The organism is Allomuricauda sp. ARW1Y1, from assembly GCF_013407935.1.
Lineage (GTDB): Bacteria > Bacteroidota > Bacteroidia > Flavobacteriales > Flavobacteriaceae > Flagellimonas.
In genome coordinates this window covers 1-20,224 of the sequence record NZ_JACBZU010000009.1, presented here as the reverse complement: position 1 = coordinate 20,224, position 20,224 = coordinate 1, and the positions used below count along the sequence as shown (strand labels likewise).

Annotated in this window: 17 protein-coding genes; 14 read left to right on the top strand and 3 right to left on the bottom strand. The window is 44.6% G+C overall.

What is annotated here, in order from left to right; all coding sequences use genetic code 11:
• The first annotated feature begins 43 nt into the window (after positions 1–43).
• The 3 genes from lysS to GGE08_RS15755 all read left to right on the top strand — a co-directional run bounded on the left by lysS (position 44) and on the right by GGE08_RS15755 (position 6,287).
• On the top strand, positions 44–1,735 hold the full coding sequence (gene lysS, locus GGE08_RS15765; RefSeq protein ID WP_179385848.1) for a lysine--tRNA ligase: 1,692 nt from the start codon (positions 44–46) through the stop codon (positions 1,733–1,735).
• A gap of 159 nt (positions 1,736–1,894) precedes the next feature.
• Positions 1,895–4,765 carry a TonB-dependent receptor gene (locus GGE08_RS15760; RefSeq protein WP_179385847.1) on the top strand — a complete coding sequence of 957 codons (2,871 nt, stop codon included), beginning with the start codon at positions 1,895–1,897 and terminating at the stop codon, positions 4,763–4,765.
• Positions 4,766–4,856: 91 nt separating this feature from the next.
• Positions 4,857–6,287: a DASS family sodium-coupled anion symporter gene (locus tag GGE08_RS15755; protein WP_179385846.1), complete on the top strand. Its 1,431-nt coding sequence runs from the start codon at positions 4,857–4,859 to the stop codon at positions 6,285–6,287.
• A gap of 451 nt (positions 6,288–6,738) precedes the next feature.
• On the opposite strand, the gene GGE08_RS15750 is transcribed toward GGE08_RS15755, so the two are convergent.
• Positions 6,739–7,461 (bottom strand): hypothetical protein, encoded by a 723-nt coding sequence (locus GGE08_RS15750; protein ID WP_179385845.1) that lies wholly within the window; start codon positions 7,459–7,461, stop codon positions 6,739–6,741.
• A gap of 265 nt (positions 7,462–7,726) precedes the next feature.
• Between GGE08_RS15750 and GGE08_RS15745 the strand changes: the two genes are divergently transcribed.
• The 5 genes from GGE08_RS15745 to GGE08_RS15725 all read left to right on the top strand — a co-directional run bounded on the left by GGE08_RS15745 (position 7,727) and on the right by GGE08_RS15725 (position 12,629).
• Positions 7,727–10,222 (top strand): zinc-dependent metalloprotease, encoded by a 2,496-nt coding sequence (locus GGE08_RS15745; protein ID WP_179385844.1) that lies wholly within the window; start codon positions 7,727–7,729, stop codon positions 10,220–10,222.
• Positions 10,223–10,386: 164 nt separating this feature from the next.
• Positions 10,387–10,578 (top strand): hypothetical protein, encoded by a 192-nt coding sequence (locus tag GGE08_RS15740; RefSeq protein ID WP_179385843.1) that lies wholly within the window; start codon positions 10,387–10,389, stop codon positions 10,576–10,578.
• 109 nt (positions 10,579–10,687) lie between these two features.
• Complete coding sequence (locus GGE08_RS15735) at positions 10,688–11,134, top strand: hypothetical protein (protein WP_179385842.1); 447 nt, start codon at positions 10,688–10,690, stop codon at positions 11,132–11,134.
• A 173-nt stretch (positions 11,135–11,307) separates the two neighbouring features.
• Entirely contained in the window at positions 11,308–11,907 is a 600-nt protein-coding gene (locus GGE08_RS15730) for a transcriptional regulator (RefSeq protein ID WP_179385841.1), read from the top strand.
• On the top strand, positions 11,904–12,629 hold the full coding sequence (locus tag GGE08_RS15725; RefSeq protein WP_179385840.1) for a DUF3307 domain-containing protein: 726 nt from the start codon (positions 11,904–11,906) through the stop codon (positions 12,627–12,629). The genes GGE08_RS15730 and GGE08_RS15725 overlap by 4 nt, the downstream gene beginning before the upstream one ends.
• Before the next feature lie 59 nt (positions 12,630–12,688).
• On the opposite strand, the gene GGE08_RS15720 is transcribed toward GGE08_RS15725, so the two are convergent.
• Positions 12,689–13,246, bottom strand: a complete 558-nt coding sequence (locus GGE08_RS15720) for an FMN-binding protein (protein ID WP_179385839.1) — start codon at positions 13,244–13,246, stop codon at positions 12,689–12,691.
• A complete protein-coding gene (locus GGE08_RS15715) occupies positions 13,230–14,156 on the bottom strand; it encodes a DUF6607 family protein (protein ID WP_179385838.1) in 927 nt (308 codons plus the stop codon). Before GGE08_RS15715 ends, GGE08_RS15720 begins: the two co-directional genes overlap by 17 nt.
• Before the next feature lie 105 nt (positions 14,157–14,261).
• On the opposite strand from GGE08_RS15715, the gene GGE08_RS15710 reads away from it, so the two are divergent.
• The 6 genes from GGE08_RS15710 to GGE08_RS15685 all read left to right on the top strand — a co-directional run bounded on the left by GGE08_RS15710 (position 14,262) and on the right by GGE08_RS15685 (position 20,169).
• Positions 14,262–16,367, top strand: coding sequence for a TonB-dependent receptor plug domain-containing protein (locus GGE08_RS15710; protein WP_179385837.1), 2,106 nt, complete (start codon positions 14,262–14,264; stop codon positions 16,365–16,367).
• A 12-nt stretch (positions 16,368–16,379) separates the two neighbouring features.
• Positions 16,380–17,258, top strand: coding sequence for an IPT/TIG domain-containing protein (locus GGE08_RS15705; RefSeq protein WP_179385836.1), 879 nt, complete (start codon positions 16,380–16,382; stop codon positions 17,256–17,258).
• A gap of 1 nt (position 17,259) precedes the next feature.
• Positions 17,260–17,706: a DoxX family membrane protein gene (locus GGE08_RS15700; RefSeq protein ID WP_179385835.1), complete on the top strand. Its 447-nt coding sequence runs from the start codon at positions 17,260–17,262 to the stop codon at positions 17,704–17,706.
• Positions 17,707–17,843: 137 nt separating this feature from the next.
• Entirely contained in the window at positions 17,844–18,242 is a 399-nt protein-coding gene (locus GGE08_RS15695; RefSeq protein ID WP_257024058.1) for an arsenate reductase family protein, read from the top strand.
• Positions 18,243–18,277: 35 nt separating this feature from the next.
• The gene (locus tag GGE08_RS15690) at positions 18,278–19,810 is read left to right on the top strand and encodes a DUF748 domain-containing protein (RefSeq protein WP_179385834.1); all 1,533 of its coding nucleotides are present in this window, start codon (positions 18,278–18,280) and stop codon (positions 19,808–19,810) included.
• Positions 19,747–20,169, top strand: a complete 423-nt coding sequence (locus GGE08_RS15685; protein ID WP_179385833.1) for a hypothetical protein — start codon at positions 19,747–19,749, stop codon at positions 20,167–20,169. Before GGE08_RS15690 ends, GGE08_RS15685 begins: the two co-directional genes overlap by 64 nt.
• Positions 20,170–20,224 lie beyond the last annotated feature (55 nt).

Sequence of the window (20,224 nt, the reverse complement as noted above, 5' to 3'; positions counted from 1 at the left end):
AAAGCGCAAAAGTGTAATTTTGCGCTTTAAATTTTTACAGACTATGCAACTATCGGAACAAGAGATCGTTCGAAGGGAAAAATTGACCAAACTCAGGGAAATGGGCATCAACCCATACCCCGCAGCATTGTATCCTGTTGATGCCACTTCCAAGAGTATCAAGAATGATTTTGAAGAAGGGAAAAAAGTAGTGATTTCCGGTAGATTGATGTCGCGTAGAATTCAGGGAAAAGCCTCTTTTGCGGAGCTTCAGGACAGCGAAGGTCGCATCCAGGTCTATTTTAACCGGGACGAAATTTGCCCTGACGATGACAAGACCCTCTACAACGATGTGTACAAAAAGTTGTTGGACATTGGGGATATCATCGGAATTGAAGGAGAGCTGTTCACCACCCAAGTAGGCGAAAAAACCGTGATGGTGAAAAACTTCACCTTGTTGAGCAAAAGTTTGCGCCCCTTGCCGCTACCAAAGGTAGACGATGAAGGAAAGGTGTACGACGCCTTTAACGACCCAGAACTGCGGTACCGCCAACGATACGTGGATTTGGTGGTAAATCCACAGGTAAAGGACACCTTCATCAAAAGGACAAAGATTACCAACAGTATACGGGAGTTCTACAACCAAAAAGGATATTTGGAAGTGGAAACACCGATTTTGCAGCCCATTCCCGGTGGAGCGGCCGCGCGCCCCTTCCTCACCCATCACAATGCGTTGAACATCCCGTTATACCTACGCATAGCCAACGAACTGTACTTAAAAAGGTTGATTGTTGGAGGATTTGATGGTGTTTATGAATTCGCCAAGGATTTCCGGAACGAAGGCATGGACCGCACCCACAATCCGGAGTTTACCGTAATGGAGCTGTATGTGGCCTACAAGGACTACAACTGGATGATGGACACCACGGAAAAACTTTTGGAGAAAGTGGCCATTGATGCCACGGGCAGTTCCAAAGTAAAAGTGGGCCAGCACGAAATAGAATTCAAAGCGCCCTACCCAAGGGTTCCCATTTTGGAAGCGATTAAAATCCATACCGGTTTTGACGTAGCCGGAATGGATGAAAACGAACTTCGCGAAGTGGCCAAAAAATTGGACATCGAAGTGGATGATACCATGGGCGTTGGTAAGTTGATCGATGAGATCTTCGGGGAGAAATGTGAGCACCACTACATTCAGCCCACCTTTATCATCGATTACCCAAAGGAAATGAGTCCGTTGACCAAAGAGCACCGCAGCAATCCTAGATTGACTGAGCGTTTTGAGTTGATGGTGAACGGCAAGGAGCTGGCCAATGCCTACTCTGAGCTTAACGACCCCATAGACCAACGGGAGCGTTTTGAAGAACAATTGAAACTCTCCGAAAAAGGGGACGACGAAGCTATGTTCATTGATCAAGATTTCTTGCGCGCCTTGGAATATGGTATGCCCCCGACCTCTGGTATCGGAATCGGAATTGATCGTTTGGTGATGCTAATGACCAACAATTCATCCATTCAAGAAGTGCTGTTCTTCCCGCAAATGCGACCAGAGAAAAAGCAGGTGGAGCTTACCGAAGAAGAGAAAATCATTGTAGACATTCTTAAGCCGCAAGGCCAAATGGCATTGGCGGACCTGAAAGAAAAAGCAGGGCTTAGCGGTAAAAAATGGGACAAGAGCACCAAAGGTTTGACCAAACATGGACTCATCAAAATTGAAAAAACCGAAGATGCCCTACTCGTAAAGTATACTGGATAGGTCAAAATCATCATTCCAGAAATAATCAAACCCCTGTACTTTGAATCAAGTGCTGGGGTTTTTATTTTTAAAAAAAGTTCTATCTTTCGACAGTTTTCTTCATAATCAGAAGGAAATTTCCAGCAGCATACCCCAATAATCTTACTAAAACCTATTTAAATGAAAAGAATGAAATTTGCATTCCTTTTTGTGCTGTTGGTATCGTTTACCGGTATGGCACAAGAGGTAACCGGAACCGTTTATGACGACCAAAACGTGCCCTTACCTGGAGCCTCGGTCCGAGTCAAAGGAACTCAAACAGGAGCCATCACCGATTTTGATGGGAATTATGCCATAGAAGCCAATGAAGGCGACATCTTGGTGTTCTCTTATGTTGGCTTCAACTCCAAAGAAGCAATCGTAACGGGTAGCACTCTTAATATTACCTTGGAAGCTGGGCTGGAACTGGAAAATGTCGTGGTTGTTGGTTCTAGAAATCCAAATCGAACGGCAACCGAAAGCACTGTTCCTGTAGATGTTATTGATATAAAGGAACTTAATAATGTTGCTCCGCAGGTAAATTTAAATCAAATATTAAACTATGTGGCACCATCCTTCACCTCTAACACGCAAACCATTTCTGACGGGACTGACCACATTGACCCTGCCTCTTTAAGGGGACTTGGACCAGACCAAGTATTGGTTTTAATCAATGGGAAACGAAGGCATACCTCCTCTTTAATCAATGTGAACGGTACTTTTGGCCGTGGAAGTGTTGGTACCGATTTAAATGCAATTCCAGCTTCAGCAATTAAGCGAATTGAAGTGCTCAGAGATGGTGCAGCAGCACAATACGGTTCTGATGCCATTGCCGGTGTAATCAATATCGTCCTGAACACCACAGTTAACGAATTGACAGCGACAGTTACAAGTGGTGCCAATTTTTCCAAAAATGCAAACGGACAAAATGGGGGTGTAGATGGGGAAACCACAAACTTTGCGGCCAGTTATGGTTTGCCTCTAGGTAAAAATGGAGGTTACGTCACATTCTCTGGAGATTTTGACGTCCGTGAAGATTACAATCGCATGAAAGAATGGGAAGGCACTATTTTTAATCTATACAACACCGTAGAACGCTTTGCTAGTCAAGACGGTTATGATCTATCCAATTTATTGGACGACGATGTCGCAGATGTAATTCAGTATGCAAATCAGGCCAGTATTAATCTGAACGGAGCTACTACCAAAGAAGAACTTCAACCCATTTTATCAGCAGATAATACTGAAGCGGAATTGGCAGCACGTGGGTTGCAAAGAAGTGATTTCAACATGCGTGTTGGTCAGTCTGCCCTGAGAGGTGGTCGGTTTTTTGCCAACTTTGCCCTACCCTTGGATGATAAGGGTACAGAACTGTACTCTTTTGCCGGTATTAGCTCAAGAACGGGGAATTCTGCAGGATTCTATCGACTTCCAAATCAAAGTAGAACGTATACACCAGCTTACATCAATGGATTTTTACCCGAGATCAATTCCACTATTAGAGACCGTTCTTTCTCCGCAGGCATTAAAGGAATGGTCGGGGATTGGAATGTAGATTTTAGCAAGACCTATGGTAAAAATTCCTTTCTGTACACCATTGGGAATACCTTCAATGCTTCTTTACAAAGCTCCTCTCCCACTATCTTTGATGCTGGAGGTTTTGCCTTTAGTCAAAACACTACCAACTTGGATGTCAATCAATTTTTTGATAACGCAATGTCTGGCATGAACATCGCTTTTGGAGCGGAATATAGGGTAGAAAACTACAGTATTGAATCAGGTGAAGAGGCGTCATATTCTCAATACACGGCAGATGGCCAAGTAATTAGACTGGCTTCGCAACAACCATCCCAAGATTTCTTTGGAAATGCAAGACCTGGTGGGTCTCAGGTTTTTCCTGGTTTTAGTCCGAGCAACGAACTTTCTAGGGGAAGAAGCAGTATTGCTGGCTATTTTGATGTTGAGGCTGATTTCACGGAGAAATTCTTGGCGAGTTTTGCAACTAGATTTGAAAACTACAGCGACTTTGGGTCTACTATCAATTTTAAACTAGCCACCCGGTACAAAATTTCTGATAATATAAATATGCGTGCTGCGGCAAACACTGGATTCCGAGCTCCTTCGCTACACCAAATAAACTTTAATTCGACATCAACCATTTTTGACCAGAACGGTAACCCTCAAGAGGTTGGCACCTTTGCAAATGACAGTAGGGCAGCTCAGCTTTTGGGCATTCCAAAACTTAAGGAGGAAACGTCTCAAAGTGTTAGTTTGGGAGTAACGGCTAAAATCCCCGATGCCAACTTAACTTTTACGGTGGACGGTTATTTTGTAAAAATTGACGATAGGGTAGTTTATACAGGGCAATTCCAAGGACCAGGAAATGGCTCGGAACTTGATAACCTTTTAGGACAAGCAAATGCTACTGCTGCATCTTTCTTTGCAAATGCAATCGACACCGAATCGAAAGGATTAGATGTTGTCATTACGCATAAGGCACAGCTTGGGGCCAATTGGAGGTTAAATTCCGATTTGGCAGGTACCTTTTCCGAAACAAGACAAGTAGGAGATATAAATGCCTCAGAAGTTTTAAAAAATGCAGGATTGGTAGACACTTATTTTCCAGAAGATAGCAGGGTTTATTTGGAAGAGGCTGTTCCTAGAACCAAAGTTAATTTATCCAATAGCCTAAGCTCTGATAAGCTGATTTTCTTTTTACGAAATGTATATTTTGGTGAAGTTACAGAGGCCACTACCAATGTGGATACGCAACAAATATTTGGGACACAGGTGGTGACCGATTTATCCATAGGATATAAGTTCACTCCTTCGTTAACTTTTACCGTTGGAGCCAACAACCTATTTGATATTTACCCAGATAGAGCCGCAGAGGTTTTAGCCGATGGTGGAAATAATCGAAGTGATGGGCGTTTTGACTGGTCAAGAAGAGCACAACAATTCGGAATTGGGGGTAGATTTCTATTTGCCAGGGCTAGTATTTCTTTAAAATAAAGATATTCCGTTTCATTTTTTATTTTGGAAGCCCCATCACGGGGCTTCTTTATTTTTATCTTTTATCAAAAAATCCTAGCTTAGAACCCCAATGGAGCTAAGCAAAAAAATTGGATTGGCCCTTGGGCCTATCGCTTTCCTGATACTGAACCTGTTGCCTTTTGAAATGGTATCCGAAAAAGGCGACCCCGTAATTGCCATAGCGGCCTGGATGCTGATTTGGTGGATTACCGAAGCGGTTTCCATATCGGTGACCGCACTGCTTCCGTTGCTTTTGATGCCTATTTTAAATGTACTCCCCATTGCAGAGGTGGGAGCCAACTACGGCAGTCCCATTGTGTTCCTGTTTTTTGGAGGCTTTGTCATGGCCTTGGCACTGGAAAAAGTCAATCTGCACCGACGGATTGCGCTCAATATCATTAAACTGACGGGCACCACTCCCAATAAGGTGATTCTGGGTTTTATGATTGCCACCGCTACCTTGAGCATGTGGATCAGTAATACGGCAAGCACCGTGGTGATGCTGCCCATAGCCCTTTCCGTCATCAATTTATTGATCAACGACGAGGACGGTTTTACCAAAAACGACCAAAATTTTGCGCTGAGCGTAATGCTCGGCATTGCCTTTTCCGCCAATGCGGGGGGAATTGCTACAGTAATCGGCACACCACCCAATTCCGTATTGATCGGGCTTTTGGAAAATGAATACAACACTGAAATTTCTTTTCTGAAATGGATGACGATTGGATTGCCCTTTTCCATCATCATGATTGCCATTTGTTATCTGGTGCTAGTCAAATGGATGTTTCCTAACCGGGATTTAAAATTCAGTGCGTCCAAGGAAGTGATTCATGCAGAGCTGGAAAAATTGGGCCCCACTTCGGGCAAGGAAAAAATGGTGCTCACCATTTTTGGGGTGACGGTGTTCCTGTGGATTTTCAGAACCTTGATCAATGGCATTTTCCCCAGTTTGGGAATTACGGATACCATGATCAGTATTTTGGCTGCCATTGCCCTCTTCGCCATTCCATACAATATTAAAAAAGGAGATTTTATCATCATCTGGCAGGACACCTCCAAATTGGCCTGGGGCATCTTGATTCTTTTTGGTGGAGGTTTGGCCTTGGCCCAAGGCATGTCTGCCAGTGGCATTGTGGATATGGTCGCCAACGCCATTGCGCAAAGCGAGGTAAGTGTTTTGTTCACCGCTGCCCTATTGATTTTTTTAATGCTGTTCATGACCGAGTTGATGAGCAACGTGGCCCTCGTGGCTGTACTAGCACCTGTTGTAGCAGGTATTGCCATTGGTTTGGATATTCCCATGCTCCACCTACTGATTCCTGTGACCATTGCGAGCAGCTGTGCCTTTATGCTGCCCATGGCCACACCGCCAAATGCCATTGTCTTTGCCAGCGGTTACGTCAAAATACCTCAAATGGCCCGTGTAGGCGTTATCCTAAACTTGATTGCTGTGGTACTGCTTATTTTGGTGTTCCAATTTGTGATTCCGCTATTGTTCTAAACTAAAAATGCCCCTCCGGGCGGAAGGGCATTTTCACAAACTAACTAACTCAAAAAAATGTAAGAAACTAACTTAACTTACGCTACTTGCTTTTGCCACAAGTGGCACGTAACTCTTTGTTAGGTACAAACTTACAACCCTTTTTTGTGAAGAATATTGTAATTAGCCTTTTGTTAACGAAGCGGGCAAGACCTTCGTTTGACTGCGTTAAGGCCGGTAATGCTGCAAAGAGTGAAATTATCGCAGCCAAAAGGCCAAATCATGAAATAATTCGCACATAAAAACCTTTTTCATTGAAAATTATTCCACAAAAACGTCCATGTTATATTTATGTTAACCAGACACTTATATAGATTTCGTTAACAGATGGGCAGTTACGGAAAACTAAAAAACCCCTCCGACGAGGGGTTTTTCATAGCTAACTCAAATAAGTTGTAAAATGATGAACATTTTACTGTATTGATCCTGAGTAGGGATCAAAACCTTCTGGGAGATACTTGGACGTATCAAAACCCAAATCCATTTCTTCATCTTCCATATAGTTGATGGAAGTAACGGCAATGACATCGGTATACGGATTGAAACCTTCGGGCAACAAGTATTCGCTGTTAATGCCCAATTCAAGCTCCACATCGCTTTCCATATAAGGAATTGCCTTCAAGTTCACGTACACCTCATAAGGGGAAAAGTCCTCTGGCAAATAGTCCTTGGTATCGAATCCAAGTTCCATATCCTCCTCTTCCATATAGTTGATGGAATGTACATCCACTACCTCGTTGTAAGGATTAAAGTGCTCCGGCAAGTACCTTTTGGTATCAAAACCTAGTTCTAGTTCAACGTTGTTTTCGAGGTATATGATGGAATTCAGATCAAAGTAGCTTTTGTAAGGGTCAAAACCCTCTGGTAGATAATCGGAGGTATCAAATCCCAAATCCAGTTCGGGCTCATCCTCTATATAAACTACTTCATCCAAATTCAATTCGTAGGAGGCATATTCGCCCATTCCCGAAGTTGAATCGTTTACATCGGCATTGATGTTCAATGTCGTTAAACTGTTCTCTAAACTACCAAGTGTCTCCGATTGGAGCTCGGCCACCTTGGCATTTTGTTGGTCGTTGGCTATGGCGGTACTACTTAATAGGACACTTCCATAAATTACTAATAACTTGTTCATTTTTTGATTGAATTTTGTGATTGATGATATGCCTATAAGACTATTCAAAAACCAAAACGTTACAGTATTTAGGATTTTTTTACGAAAACTAAATGTCCGTTAGCCCCCGAAAAACAAGGTGTTTCACTCCAAAACATCAGTAAAAGGCAGGACTCCCAAAGGTTGGGCACTTACGTTAAAAAAAGTGCCGTTAATATTTATTTAACAGTTAGTTCTGCCGATTTTTAGGTTCTTTGAATCTTTTAGTTATTCAAACCACCCTATAATGATCAAAAATTTACTACCTCGACTACTTTTAGTCATTATGATTTTGGGCTCCCTTCAAACTGCGGAAGCCCAACTCTTCAAAAAGAAAAAGAAAGAAACCGAACAAAAAAAGGAAAAACCCAAGGCTGGCGACATCAAAGCTTATGATGAAGTCATTACCAAAAACGCCAAGACCGATGAAGGACTCTTTAGCGTGCACACCGTGGACGACAAGCAGTTTTATGAAATCCCGGATTCCTTGTTCGGGCGCGAAATGCTTATGGTAAGCCGAATCTCCAAAACCGCTACCGGTATCGGCTTTGGTGGTGGAAAAATCAACACCCAAGTATTGCGCTGGGAGAAAAAAGACAAAAAGGTGCTCTTGCGTGTCGCTTCTTACGAGAATGTGGCTGCCGACTCACTTCCCGTTCACGAAGCCGTGGTCAACTCTAACTTTGAGCCAGTACTTTTTGCCTTCGATATTCAGGCCATCAACAAAAAAGATTCGCTGAACCCTGCAACCGTGATCGAAATAGATCCTTTGTTTACCAAGGATGTGCAGGCACTTGGCTTTCCCGATGGTTACCGAAAAAGGTTCAAAGTAAGCCGTTTGGACGGGGATAGAAGCTATATCGAGTCCATCAAAAGTTATCCCTTGAACATTGAGGCACGCCACGTAAAAACATACCTCTCCAACGATCCGCCAAGCAACGAAAGCCTTGGGTCCATTTCGTTGGAAATCAATAATTCGATGATCCTACTGCCCAAAGAACCCATGAAGCGCCGTTATTTTGACGAACGCGTAGGATGGTTTGCCCGAGGACAGGTGGATTATGGCCTCGATGCCCAAGAAAGCAAAACGGTGACCTATTTAGACCGTTGGAGACTTGAAGTGAAGGACGAGGACATTGAAAAATTCAAGGCAGGCGAATTGGTAGAGCCCAAAAAGCCCATTGTGTATTATGTGGATAGGGCCACCCCAAAAGAATGGGTACCCTACATTAAACAAGGTATCGAAGATTGGCAGGTCGCTTTTGAAGCGGCCGGGTTCAAAAATGCCATTATCGCCAAAGACCCGCCATCACCCGAAGAAGACCCAGAATGGTCTCCCGAGGACGTGCGCTATTCGGTGGTACGCTATCTGGCCTCCCCCATTCCAAACGCCAACGGTCCGCACGTAAGTGATCCACGAAGTGGTGAAATCTTGGAATCGGACATCAACTGGTACCATAATGTAATGAGCTTGCTACGGGGTTGGTTTTTTGTACAGACCGCCGCCATCAATCCAGAAGCACAAAAAACCCAGTTCAAGGAGGAAATTATGGGTAGACTGATACGCTTTGTGTCCTCCCACGAAGTAGGGCACACACTAGGGCTTCCGCACAACATGGGAAGCAGCGTGGCCTACCCCGTTGATTCCCTGCGCTCTGCGAGTTTCACGCAAAAATATGGAACTGCGCCCTCCATTATGGATTATGCACGTTTCAACTATGTGGCACAACCCGGTGACGAAGGCGTGGCCCTTATGCCCGATATTGGCGTTTATGACAAGTATGCCATTAAATGGGGATACAGACCTATTTTGGACAAAACAGCGGAAGAGGAAAAACCAGTACTCAACGCATGGATTTTGGAACATGCCGGCGACCCCATGTACCGATTTGGGCATCAGCAAGTGGGCGATATCCACGATCCGAGCTCCCAAACCGAAGACTTAGGGGACGATGCCATTAAAGCCAGCCTTTATGGAATCGAAAACCTAAAGCGCATAGTTCCCAATCTTATGGACTGGACCACGGAAAAAGGCGAGGACTATGACGACTTGGAAACCATGTACGGTCACGTGGTGGCCCAGTTCCGTAGATATATGGGGCACGTGGCCAACAACATTGGTGGCGTATACGAATACCTTAAAACTGCAGATCAAGAAGGCGCCGTTTATACGCCCGTAAGCAAAGCGCACCAAAAGCGGGCCATGAATTTTATGCAAGAGCAACTTTTTGAAACCCCGGAGTGGTTGATCGAGCCCAACATCTTCAATAAAATTGAATACTCTGGGTCGGTGGAACGCATCCGTTACACCCAAGAGCGCTACCTGAACACCATGCTGCATTTGGGCAAACTGGCACGCCTAATCGAAGCGGAGACCCTACACGGCAAAGAAGCCTATAGCTTGGTGGAAATGATGAGCGACCTTAGAAAAGGAATATGGTCGGAGACCAGAACCGGAAGAACCATCGATACCTACCGAAGGAACCTTCAAAAAGCGCATATCGACCGTTTGGAGTATTTGATGACCGCTGAAAGTCAAGATAAAATGCCTGACTTTGGTGGGTATAGAAAATCAACGCCCATCAATACCAGCCAATCGGACATCCGTTCGGTGGCAAGAGCTGAGCTGAACAATCTGAAAAGGGATATCAGAAATGGCCTGGCCCGAATCTCGGATACCATGAGCCGCTACCATTTGCAGGATGCCATGGAGCGTATCGACCTAATATTGGAGCCCAAATAGGCCTCCGGACAAGAACAATAAATTAGATCTTCAAGGTGTGGTCGGTGCATTCATCGATCACACCTTGTTTTTTTATCCCTTCACATCAGCCAAAAGTAGTTTCACAACATATAGGTGGGATTTCCCTTCGTATTGATTACTTTAGTAATCCCAAATCTCACATCATGAACTACAAAACTAAAAGCTTACTCTACTTTTGCGGCTTCGTGGCAGCTTCGGCTCTTTATTACGTAGTAGAGCAACACGACAACTTCCAGGAACATCTCAATTCAAAAAGCTATGTCGAGACCCAATTTGAGGATGCCGACAAGTATACCGATGATTCTAAGAAAAAGCTTGAGGAAGAAATCAAGTAGTTCATTCCCTTACCCTTTTTGAACTGTTAAAAGCATCACAAACCCAGTTTTGATGGTTAAACCTTTGGACAGCCGCTTTGTCCAAAGCATATCATTAAAATTTAAGTTTATGAAACGATTAGCAGTAACATTGGTCTTGCTGATAAGTATCGGCGCGACCGCACAAAGACATGATGGCCAACAAATGCGCAAAGGTCCCCAAATGGACATGACCGCAGAGCAAATGGCCACCCTGCAAACCAAACACATGGTCTTGGCATTGGACCTGACCAAGACACAGCAGGACAAAGTGTACAACATTAATCTGGAAAACGCCAAGTTCAAAAAAGAGAAATGGGACGAGATAAAGGCGGCGAAAGAAAACGGGGAATGGGAAAAACCATCCTCCGAAGAGCGATTTGAAATGGCCAACGCACGTTTGGACCGTCAAATAACCCTTCAGGAAAAAATGAAAGACATACTGAACGACAAACAGTATGAGACTTGGAAAAAGTTCACCCATCACAAAAAAATGCATGGCAGTAAAAGAATGCAGGAGAGAGGGAGAAGAGGATAGTGTTTTTTGTTGATTTAAGAAGCCGCGCCTGCCATGGTCGCGGTTTCTTTTTTTATGGCTTTTTTACAGATATACTTGGTTATCTACTTTTTTACAGATATATTTGATTATCTGCTTTTTTACAGATATAATTAATTATCTACATATAAACAGATATTTAAATCAAGAATATCATGATAGCCATTCTCACCGGAGACATCAAAAACTCCTCGGAACATAAAGCCAGTACATGGTTGCCCCTTTTAAAAGAGGTACTTTCGCAATATGGCAAAGAGCCCAAAGATTGGGAAATATACCGCGGTGACAGCTTTCAATTACAGACCACCGCAGAAACAGCATTGGAAGCCGCCATCCATATCAAGGCCAGCATCAAGCAAATTCGACCATTGGATGTTCGTATTGGCATTGGACTGGGCGAAAAAAACTACGATGCACCAAAGATTACCGAATCCAATGGCCCTGCCTTTGTCCATTCCGGTGAATGTTTTGAAAAGCTAAAAAAACAAAATCTCGGACTACAAACCAGCAATGAAACGTTCGATGGACATATCAACCTTCTCTTGGAATTGGCTTTGTTGACCATGGATGATTGGACACCGGCCATTTCCAAAACCGTAAAGTGTGCCATAGAAAACCCTAAGCTGAATCAAAAGGAACTGGCGGCACTTCTGAACAAATCACAAGGTAATATAAGTGAGGAATTAAATAAGGCAGGATTTGATGAAGTCCAAAAAATGATTCATTTTTACAAAGCACAACTCGCCCAATTATGATGCTTTTGGCCCTAAAACTACTGCTTGCCCACTTTATCGGGGACTTTGTTCTTCAACCCGGGCATTGGGTCGAGGACAAGCTGAAGAAAAAGGGACGTTCCAAATATTTGTATGCTCACATCGGGGTACATCTTTTGGCCCTCCTGCTCTTACTGCAATTCAAACATATTGGGGCCATTACGGTAATCGTGGTGACCCACTTTCTGATAGATTTGGGAAAGTTATCCCTCACCAATCCCAAAAACTACCGTTGGCTATTTGTGGTAGATCAGTTGTTGCACTTATTCGTCTTGGGCAGTGTTTTGTACTGGCTATCCCCTTTTCAAATTGATGTTAGCTTTTTCTGGGATGAAAAGACCTTATTGCTTATCACCTTTTTGGTGTTTGTTACCTACGTGTCGGGTATCCTGATGCGCATGTTGTTGGCACCTTATATTGATGAAGTTGCGAAGGACGACCCTACGGGCGAAGGAGGTTCCCTCAAAAATGCAGGCACCTATATCGGCATGTTGGAGCGCCTTTTTGTATTTGGTTTTATCCTGATGCAGCAATGGGCGGCCATTGGACTTTTAATCGCTGCAAAATCCGTGTTCCGTTTTGGCGACCTCAACAAGGGCAAGAACCGAAAACTCACAGAATATGTACTTATCGGAACCCTATTGAGCTTTGGTTTGGCCATTCTTTCTGGCCTGTTTTATGGCTATTTGATGGAAATCATCTAGACCAAAAAAAAGCCACCCGAAATTGGATGGCTCCTTAACATTACTAAACTTAAAAACACTTAGTTAAAAACTTGGCTTTCCTTTAGGATCTCCATACTCTCCAACACTTGGCTTACGGCCAAGGTCATGGATTTGGCAGAGACCGTTGCACCGGAAATACCGTCAATGTCCCTTCCGTACACCAAGGTTTCCCCCGATTTTCTACCAATAAATTGTTTTAGCCAACGCTGGCTGCCCACTTGGCGTCCATGGTCCTCGCGGTAAATGAGTATTTTGGATTTTTTAATGCTCATATCCGCGTCAAAAAGCACTACGTAATCAAAAGTTTTCTTGAGACTTGGGGCCACGCCCACGTAAACGTATCCCAAACTTTTTCCTTGCGACACCACTTCGAACAAGTTGTCGCCGCCCAATTCGGATGGGGTTTTTTGGTTCAGTTCGGGCGTAATGTCCACCCAGTTCATGGTGAAATCGGCAACTTCGTAGGTGCCTGTCACCGCACTGTTGATTTTCTCTTGTAGCTTTGGCGATATCTTATCCACCTTGAATCCGAATAAAAACAAGGTGGACAGTATCACCATGGCACTTATATACTGAATGCTATTGGCCCTCAACATTGCTATTTACAGGGGTGTTCACTACAAATTTATTGATGGTCTCCAACACTTCCGCCTTGGTAGCACCTTTCTCCTCCAGACCGTAGAAATGCATGAAAATAGGTTTTTCGTCCACCTTTTTCAATAAGGTCAAATCGCCTTCACGATTATACACTTCATCCCAAGCGTCCCGCACATTTGCCCAGAAGTCTTTGTGGTCGTCCCACCAATCTTTTGCTAACTGGCATTTGCTGTCATCCACTTTGGTGTAGATGTTGAATCCTTTCTCTTGGGCAATCAGTACATCTCCTTCACCATCTTTTCGTAGGACCTTGTCGTTATCCTGCTCGTGTACCCATCCATAGCTAGTGATTTCTTGGCGATTGCCTCGCTTCATGACATTGTAATCACTACGTTTGGTGTATTCACGGCGGGGCAATGGGGAATCACTTTTATTTTCCCAATAATGCTTGCCATCAACATGGACCCAAGTGGCAGAACCGGAATATCGTGGGCTATCATCCACTTGATAGACTTTTTGTGTCCATTGCCCATTTACGGCATCGGAAGGCAATTTGGAGAAAACCCAATTATTGTCCTTGTCGTAATGGTAGACGGCTTGGTTTTCAAACAACCAATCCTGCCTCCAGTGTTTAATGACCATGGTGTCGTTCACTACCAACAAATGTTGAATGGAGATTTCATTGTCCTCATTCACAATCGGCAAGGCCAACTCCAATGCCCCAGCGGTATAATCCAACTTTTTTTCGTAATCGATTTCCGGAGCGAAAGTTTCGGTGTACTTAAAGGTAATGTCGTAACACCCACACATATCCAAAATGGCTTGGCGGTCCAGTTCTTTCTTTTCCTGAGAGGTTGCCGTAATGGTTACAAAAGCCAAAAGCAACGATGAAGCGATTGTTTTTTTCATATCAGTTTCTATTTGATCGTTTTAGAATTTATTCGGGTCAAAAATACTAAACTTATTTAGATTGAATAAAAATTAAATATATATTTGTCATCAAATTTAAATGGAATGAGTCTAAATAAAAATATTTACCTCTTATTTTCAACACTTTTAACACTCAGCTTGGTCTCTGCCCAAGAATCCCCCACCCAACAAAAAGACTCCATTATCACCGAAAATCTGGATGAAGTGGTGGTTACGGCGACCCGAACGGTGCGCCAACTTTCCTCCCTCCCACTTCCTGTGACCTTGATTCCCAAAGAACAGATCAATCGTTCCGGGGTTACCCGATTAAATGAAATCTTGAATGAACAGACCGGAATTGTGATGACTCCCGATGCAACCATTGGTGGTGGCGAAGGGGTACAAATCCAAGGAATCGCTTCCGATTATGTCATGATATTGATAGACGGGGTTCCCGCAGTGGGTCGAAGCTCCGGAAATCTGGACTTGAGTCGTTTTGCCATTGGCAATATCAAACAGATTGAAGTGGTCAAGGGTCCCTCCTCGAGTCTTTTTGGTTCCGAAGCCCTGGGCGGGGTCATCAACATCATCACAGAAAAACCGAATACCGATGACATTAGTGGTCAGATTTCCCATCGCGCGGCAACGTTCAACAATCAAAATAGCACCATCAACCTGAATCAAAGAAAAGGGGACCTCGGCTACTCGCTCTTTGTGGACCGATTGAGCACCGACGGTTTTGATCTGACTCCCAACTCGGAGGGGCAAACCGTGAATCCGTTTTTCAACTACACCTTAAATGGAAGGGTATACTTTAATGTGTCCGACCAACTCAAGGCTTTTGCATCGGGGCGTTACTTTCTTCAGGATTTCGACATTCCTTCAGGAACCAGTGAAGAGCGTGATGGCAATGTACACCTACGATTGGACCATGAATTGAGCAAGAAATCCAGCTTTGAATACGAGCTATACTACACCAATTATGTCACCAACGAGCAAACGGTAGACCCCATTAACGATGAGATTCTGCTCGATAATGATTTCAACCAAAAACTCTTCCGTCCCGAAGTACGCTTTAACCACGCCTTCAGTTCGGATAACACGGTAACGGTGGGCGCCGGTTACAATCTTGAAAATTTGGAGCGTTCGCTTTTTGCGGAAAACATCACCTTCAACTCCCAATATGTTTACGCTCAATACGACTTTAAACTGCTTGAGAAACTCAACATTATCGCAGGGGCCCGCTTCGACAATCACAGTGAGTACAATTCCCAACTAAGCCCAAAACTATCCGCCCGCTACGACCTTTCCGCATATTGGTCCGTAAAGGGCTCCGCGGGCAGTGGTTTTAAGGCCCCCGACTTCCGTCAGCTCTACCTTGACTTTACCAATGCCGCAGGTGGTGGCTATTCCGTTTTTGGAAAGGAAGTGGAAGCCGCAGCCATTCAACGCTTGCAGGAAAATGATGAAGTGGCCAACCTTGCCGTGGACCCCAACGACCTTGGGGAACGCCTGGATGCCGAAAGTTCAGTGGGCATCAACTTGGGGGTGGGCTTTAAAAAAGGACAATTTCGAAGTGATGTAAATTTCTTTCGAAACGATTTTACCAACCTTATCGATACCCGCATCTTGGCGGCCAAGACCAATGGTCAAAATGTGTTCGGGTACATCAACCGCGAAAGCGTGTACACCCAAGGCCTTGAGGTAGACCTTCAATACAAGGTTCTTGAAAATTTGGACCTGTCCGCAGGCTACCAATTGCTGTACGCGTTCGACAAGGATAAGGAGGATGCCATTGAAAATGGGGAGGTCTTTGCCCGTGACCAGCAAACGTTGGAAACCATCCGATTGGACCGCAGCGATTACTTTGGGCTCGAAAACCGTTCGAGGCACACCCTCAACTTCAAAGCTTTTTACGAATTGCCCGAATGGGGCGCCAATGCCAACCTACGCGTAGTGTACCGCAGTCGTTTTGGACTCACCGACCGCAATGGAAATGATGTACTCGACGAGCTGGACAACTCCTTTGTTGATGGCTACGCCTTGGTAAACCTTTCCTTCGGAAAAACATTTTTTAAACACTACGAATTGCAACTGGGCGCCAATAATCTGTTGGACTTTCAAGGGTCCAATCCTTTGGCATCGCAGGACAATGAACAATTGATCAATCCCGGAATACAATTATTTGCAAGACTTAATATTCAATTTTAAAACCAAGATTACATGAAAACAACCCTAAAACTATTCAGCCTTTTAGCCCTACTCTTTGCCTTTGTTGCCTGTAGCGAAGACAACGACGGTGGCATGACGGATTTTACCGTGACCGCCATAAGCACAGAATCGGGAACCGTAGGCACCGAAATTACCATTACCGGAACCAATTTCCCCGAGGCTTCGGATATCAGCTTGACTTTTGGTGGCGTAGCGGCGACCATCAGCTCGGCAACCAGCACCCAAATCGTTACCACTGTTCCCAACGGGGCCACTTCAGGAGCCGTGACCCTTTCCGCCAATGGGACTTCCCGGGAAGTGACGGCTTCTTTTAGCGTATTGGCCAATTTGGTGAGCGCTACCGTCGAAAACTTGGAGGCTCCGCAAACAGGAGGTCAAGGACAACCGATTGGTGGCCCGTTCACCAAATTCAGTTTTGAGACCGGTGAGGTTACCGATAGTGAAACCGATTGGGATATTGCCTTTAGGGGAACCACCATTGCCGTGAACGGAGGAACCGTGACGGGAACCAACGACGAGCCCGCTAGAAACGGAAACGCTGGGGCGGCCATTGAATCCGGTTTATTTACCGATGTGACCACCGCGGAGGGACTCACCTTTGAGGTAGATGCCGACGGTGCCTTTGCCATTCCCACAGGAAGCCAAGAAGGGTGGTACAACTACAACTCCGCCACCTTTACCGTAACCCCGATTCCGGGACGGGTTTTGGTGTTCCGCACCCACAATGGAAAGTATGCCAAAGTGGAGATTTTGAGCTACTACCGCGATGCACCCGCAGAACCAGATGCCTTTACGGATGAATCCCGAGTGTACACCTTCAATTTTGTGTACAATCCAAACGATGGGGAAACCTCACTAAACGCCAACTAATATGAAACCCATAAGCATTGTTTACATTGTATTGCGGCTGCTATTGGGCGGATTTATGATCTATGGGGGCATCCAAAAGTTCCAAAAGCCCATCCCAACCCCTGTAGAGGTGGTGGAAAAAGCCGAAAAGTTCACCTCTCCCGAGAAGGAAAATACCCTGCAGAAGATTTTGTACATCAGCGGGGCCAAACAAACGGGCTACTTTTGGGAAGTACTGGGAATATGCGAACTGCTGTTCGGACTCTTGTTGATCCTGCAAGGCACCAGTTTTGTAGGAGCCCTATTCCTGCTGCCCATCACCCTGCATATTTTCCTGTTCCATTTGTTTTTGGAATCGGATGAATTACCAGAACTGTTTCAAACCTTTGGTTTGTTCGCAGTGAACATTGCCTTGGTCCTCAAGGAAAGGCGCCATTGGCAACATTTGCTGTGGATAAAACCCATCTAGCAGTAACCATTCGGATAGTTTGATGAGAAAGCGGGGCAATTGCCCCGTTTTTTTTATCCGTTTTACGACACGAAAAAAATGGATAACGTTAAGCCGAACCGTCAAAAATGTGGTATTTTATAAAAAAGTTTATTTAAATGACGGATGACATGGGAGTAATAGCCACCAACAAACGGGAAATCAAACTATTTTACAATGCCGAGACCAATAAAGGCATGCAGACCTTGGCCTACCTCAAATCTTCCCAGAAAAAAGTATTGGACATCGACCTTTCCAAAACCAAGGTTACGGGCACGCAATGGACCGAACTGGCCAAACTGTTGGGCAAGCCCATCAAAGACCTCATTAATACAGAACATCCCGATTTTATAAAAAAATACGGCAAAAACCCAGAGTTGCCCGATGATGAAGATTGGTTAAAATTAATGGAAAACAACCCCAAAGCGGTGACCCAACCCATTTTGGTGAACGGTGACCAAGCCGTACAAATAGACACTCCGTCCGAAGTGATGCAGTTTATCGAAGACGAAGACTAAACTGCACCATTCCATACTTAAATCCGTTCATCCGCATGCCGCAATCGAAAAGAGCCCGTTATCTCGGGATTGGAATCCTTCTGCTGATTATCTCGGCAAGCGTAGCGGCACAGTGGTTTTTCGACCAAAAAGTGACTTCGCTGCTCAATAGCAAAGGAGTCCAAGCCTATCAGTTGCGTTATGATGAGCTGAACACCAATGTATTTTTGGGAAACATCCGACTGAGGCAAGTTGCTGCCGGCAGTCCAGACCAACACATCGCGGTTCAGGCGGAATCCGTAACACTTTCGGGATTGCACTACTGGACCTTATTGCAAAAGGAAAACATTACACTTTCGGAACTACATATCTCATCTCCCTCCGTTACTTATCAACCCAAAGAAAAGGACACTTCTTCTACTTCCCAAAACAACACATCTGCCCAAACCATCACCATCGAACAACTGACTATTGAAAAAGGTTCGTTTGTAATGAAAGATACTTCCGCTCAGCGTTCTGCTAGTTTGGAAGATATCAACATCGCAGTAAACGACCTGATTTATCCAAAAAAATCCAACAATCCATCCCTTCCCGTAGACTATGGTTCTTACGAACTCACGGGCTCCGATGGGTTTTACGACCTAAGCCCGTTGGAAACCATCACTTTTGAGCGTATCCAACTGAACCCTACCGAGGGGAAGCTGCAACAATTTACACTACGCACCAAATACGGCAAAAAAGCTTTGTCCCAACAACTTGCCAAAGAGCATGACCACTACAACCTTGGCATCAAAAACATCGTACTGACAAACTGGGATGTGGGTACCTCCAAGGATCTTCCTTATTTTCATTTGGGAACGCTACAATTGGAGCAACCTGTCTTTGATGTGTACCGCGACAAATTACTGCCGGACGATACATCCCATAAAAAACTCTACAACCAAGCATTGCGCGACCTGCCTTTGGCATTGCAAGTGGATTCCGTACGAATTTCGGATGGGACCATCACCTACGAGGAGCGGGTAAAACGCGATATTGAACCTGAAAGCCTGCTATTTACCCAACTGGATGCCACGGTTCAGAACCTGCACTCATGGGGCGAAGGGGAGGTAACTGCCCATATCAACGCCAAGTTGATGGACAATGGGCCGTTTCGGTTGGATTGGTCGTTTGACCCGCGGAACAAGGCCAATACCTTTTTGGTGAAGGGTGAGCTATCGCAGTTCCAATCGGCCAGCATCAACCCGTTTTTAAAATCGAACTTGAGTGCCGAGGTGCAAGGTACGGTGCAGCAGCTTTATTTTACGATCAGCGGAAACGAGCTGGAATCGAAGGGCGACATGAAAATGAAATACGACAACTTTGAGTTTACCGTGCTTAAAAAGAACCGTTTGGGCGTCAATAAAGTGCTCACGGCCGTGGTGAACCTATTTACCAAGGACGGCAACAAAACGGACGAGGACGGCTTTCGACATGGAGATTTTGAGGTGGAACGCAAGCAGGACAAATCGTTTTTCAATTATTTATGGCTGAATCTCCAAGAGGGCTTGGTGGACACCATGACAGGCCGCGGCAAAAAAAGGGACTAGGGGTTCGGGGTTTCAGGTTGAGGGTTTCGGGTTTGGAACTTGAACTTGAATTTGGATTTTGGAATTTGGAATTTGTTGTTTGGTGTTTATTGTTTGTGGTTTCAGGTTTCAGGTTTGAAGTTTTGAATTTGAACTTGAGCTTGAACTTGTATTTGATACTTGAATTTGGGCTTTGGAATTTGGAATTTAAAGAAAATAAGGAAGGAGGGTGGTATAAAACTTTAAGGAGACTAGCAATAATAGTTGATGGTCCTTTAGCAGTTTTTAGCACTGCATCTTGGTTAACTAAATCCATTGAAAAGGAACTTTCCAGAATAAACTGTAGCCTTCCCTTTTTTAGGACATCGCTAAATTCATAAAATTATCATTAATGTCGTCTGTTTCGGGGAAGAATTCTTCCCCGAAACGGTTCTT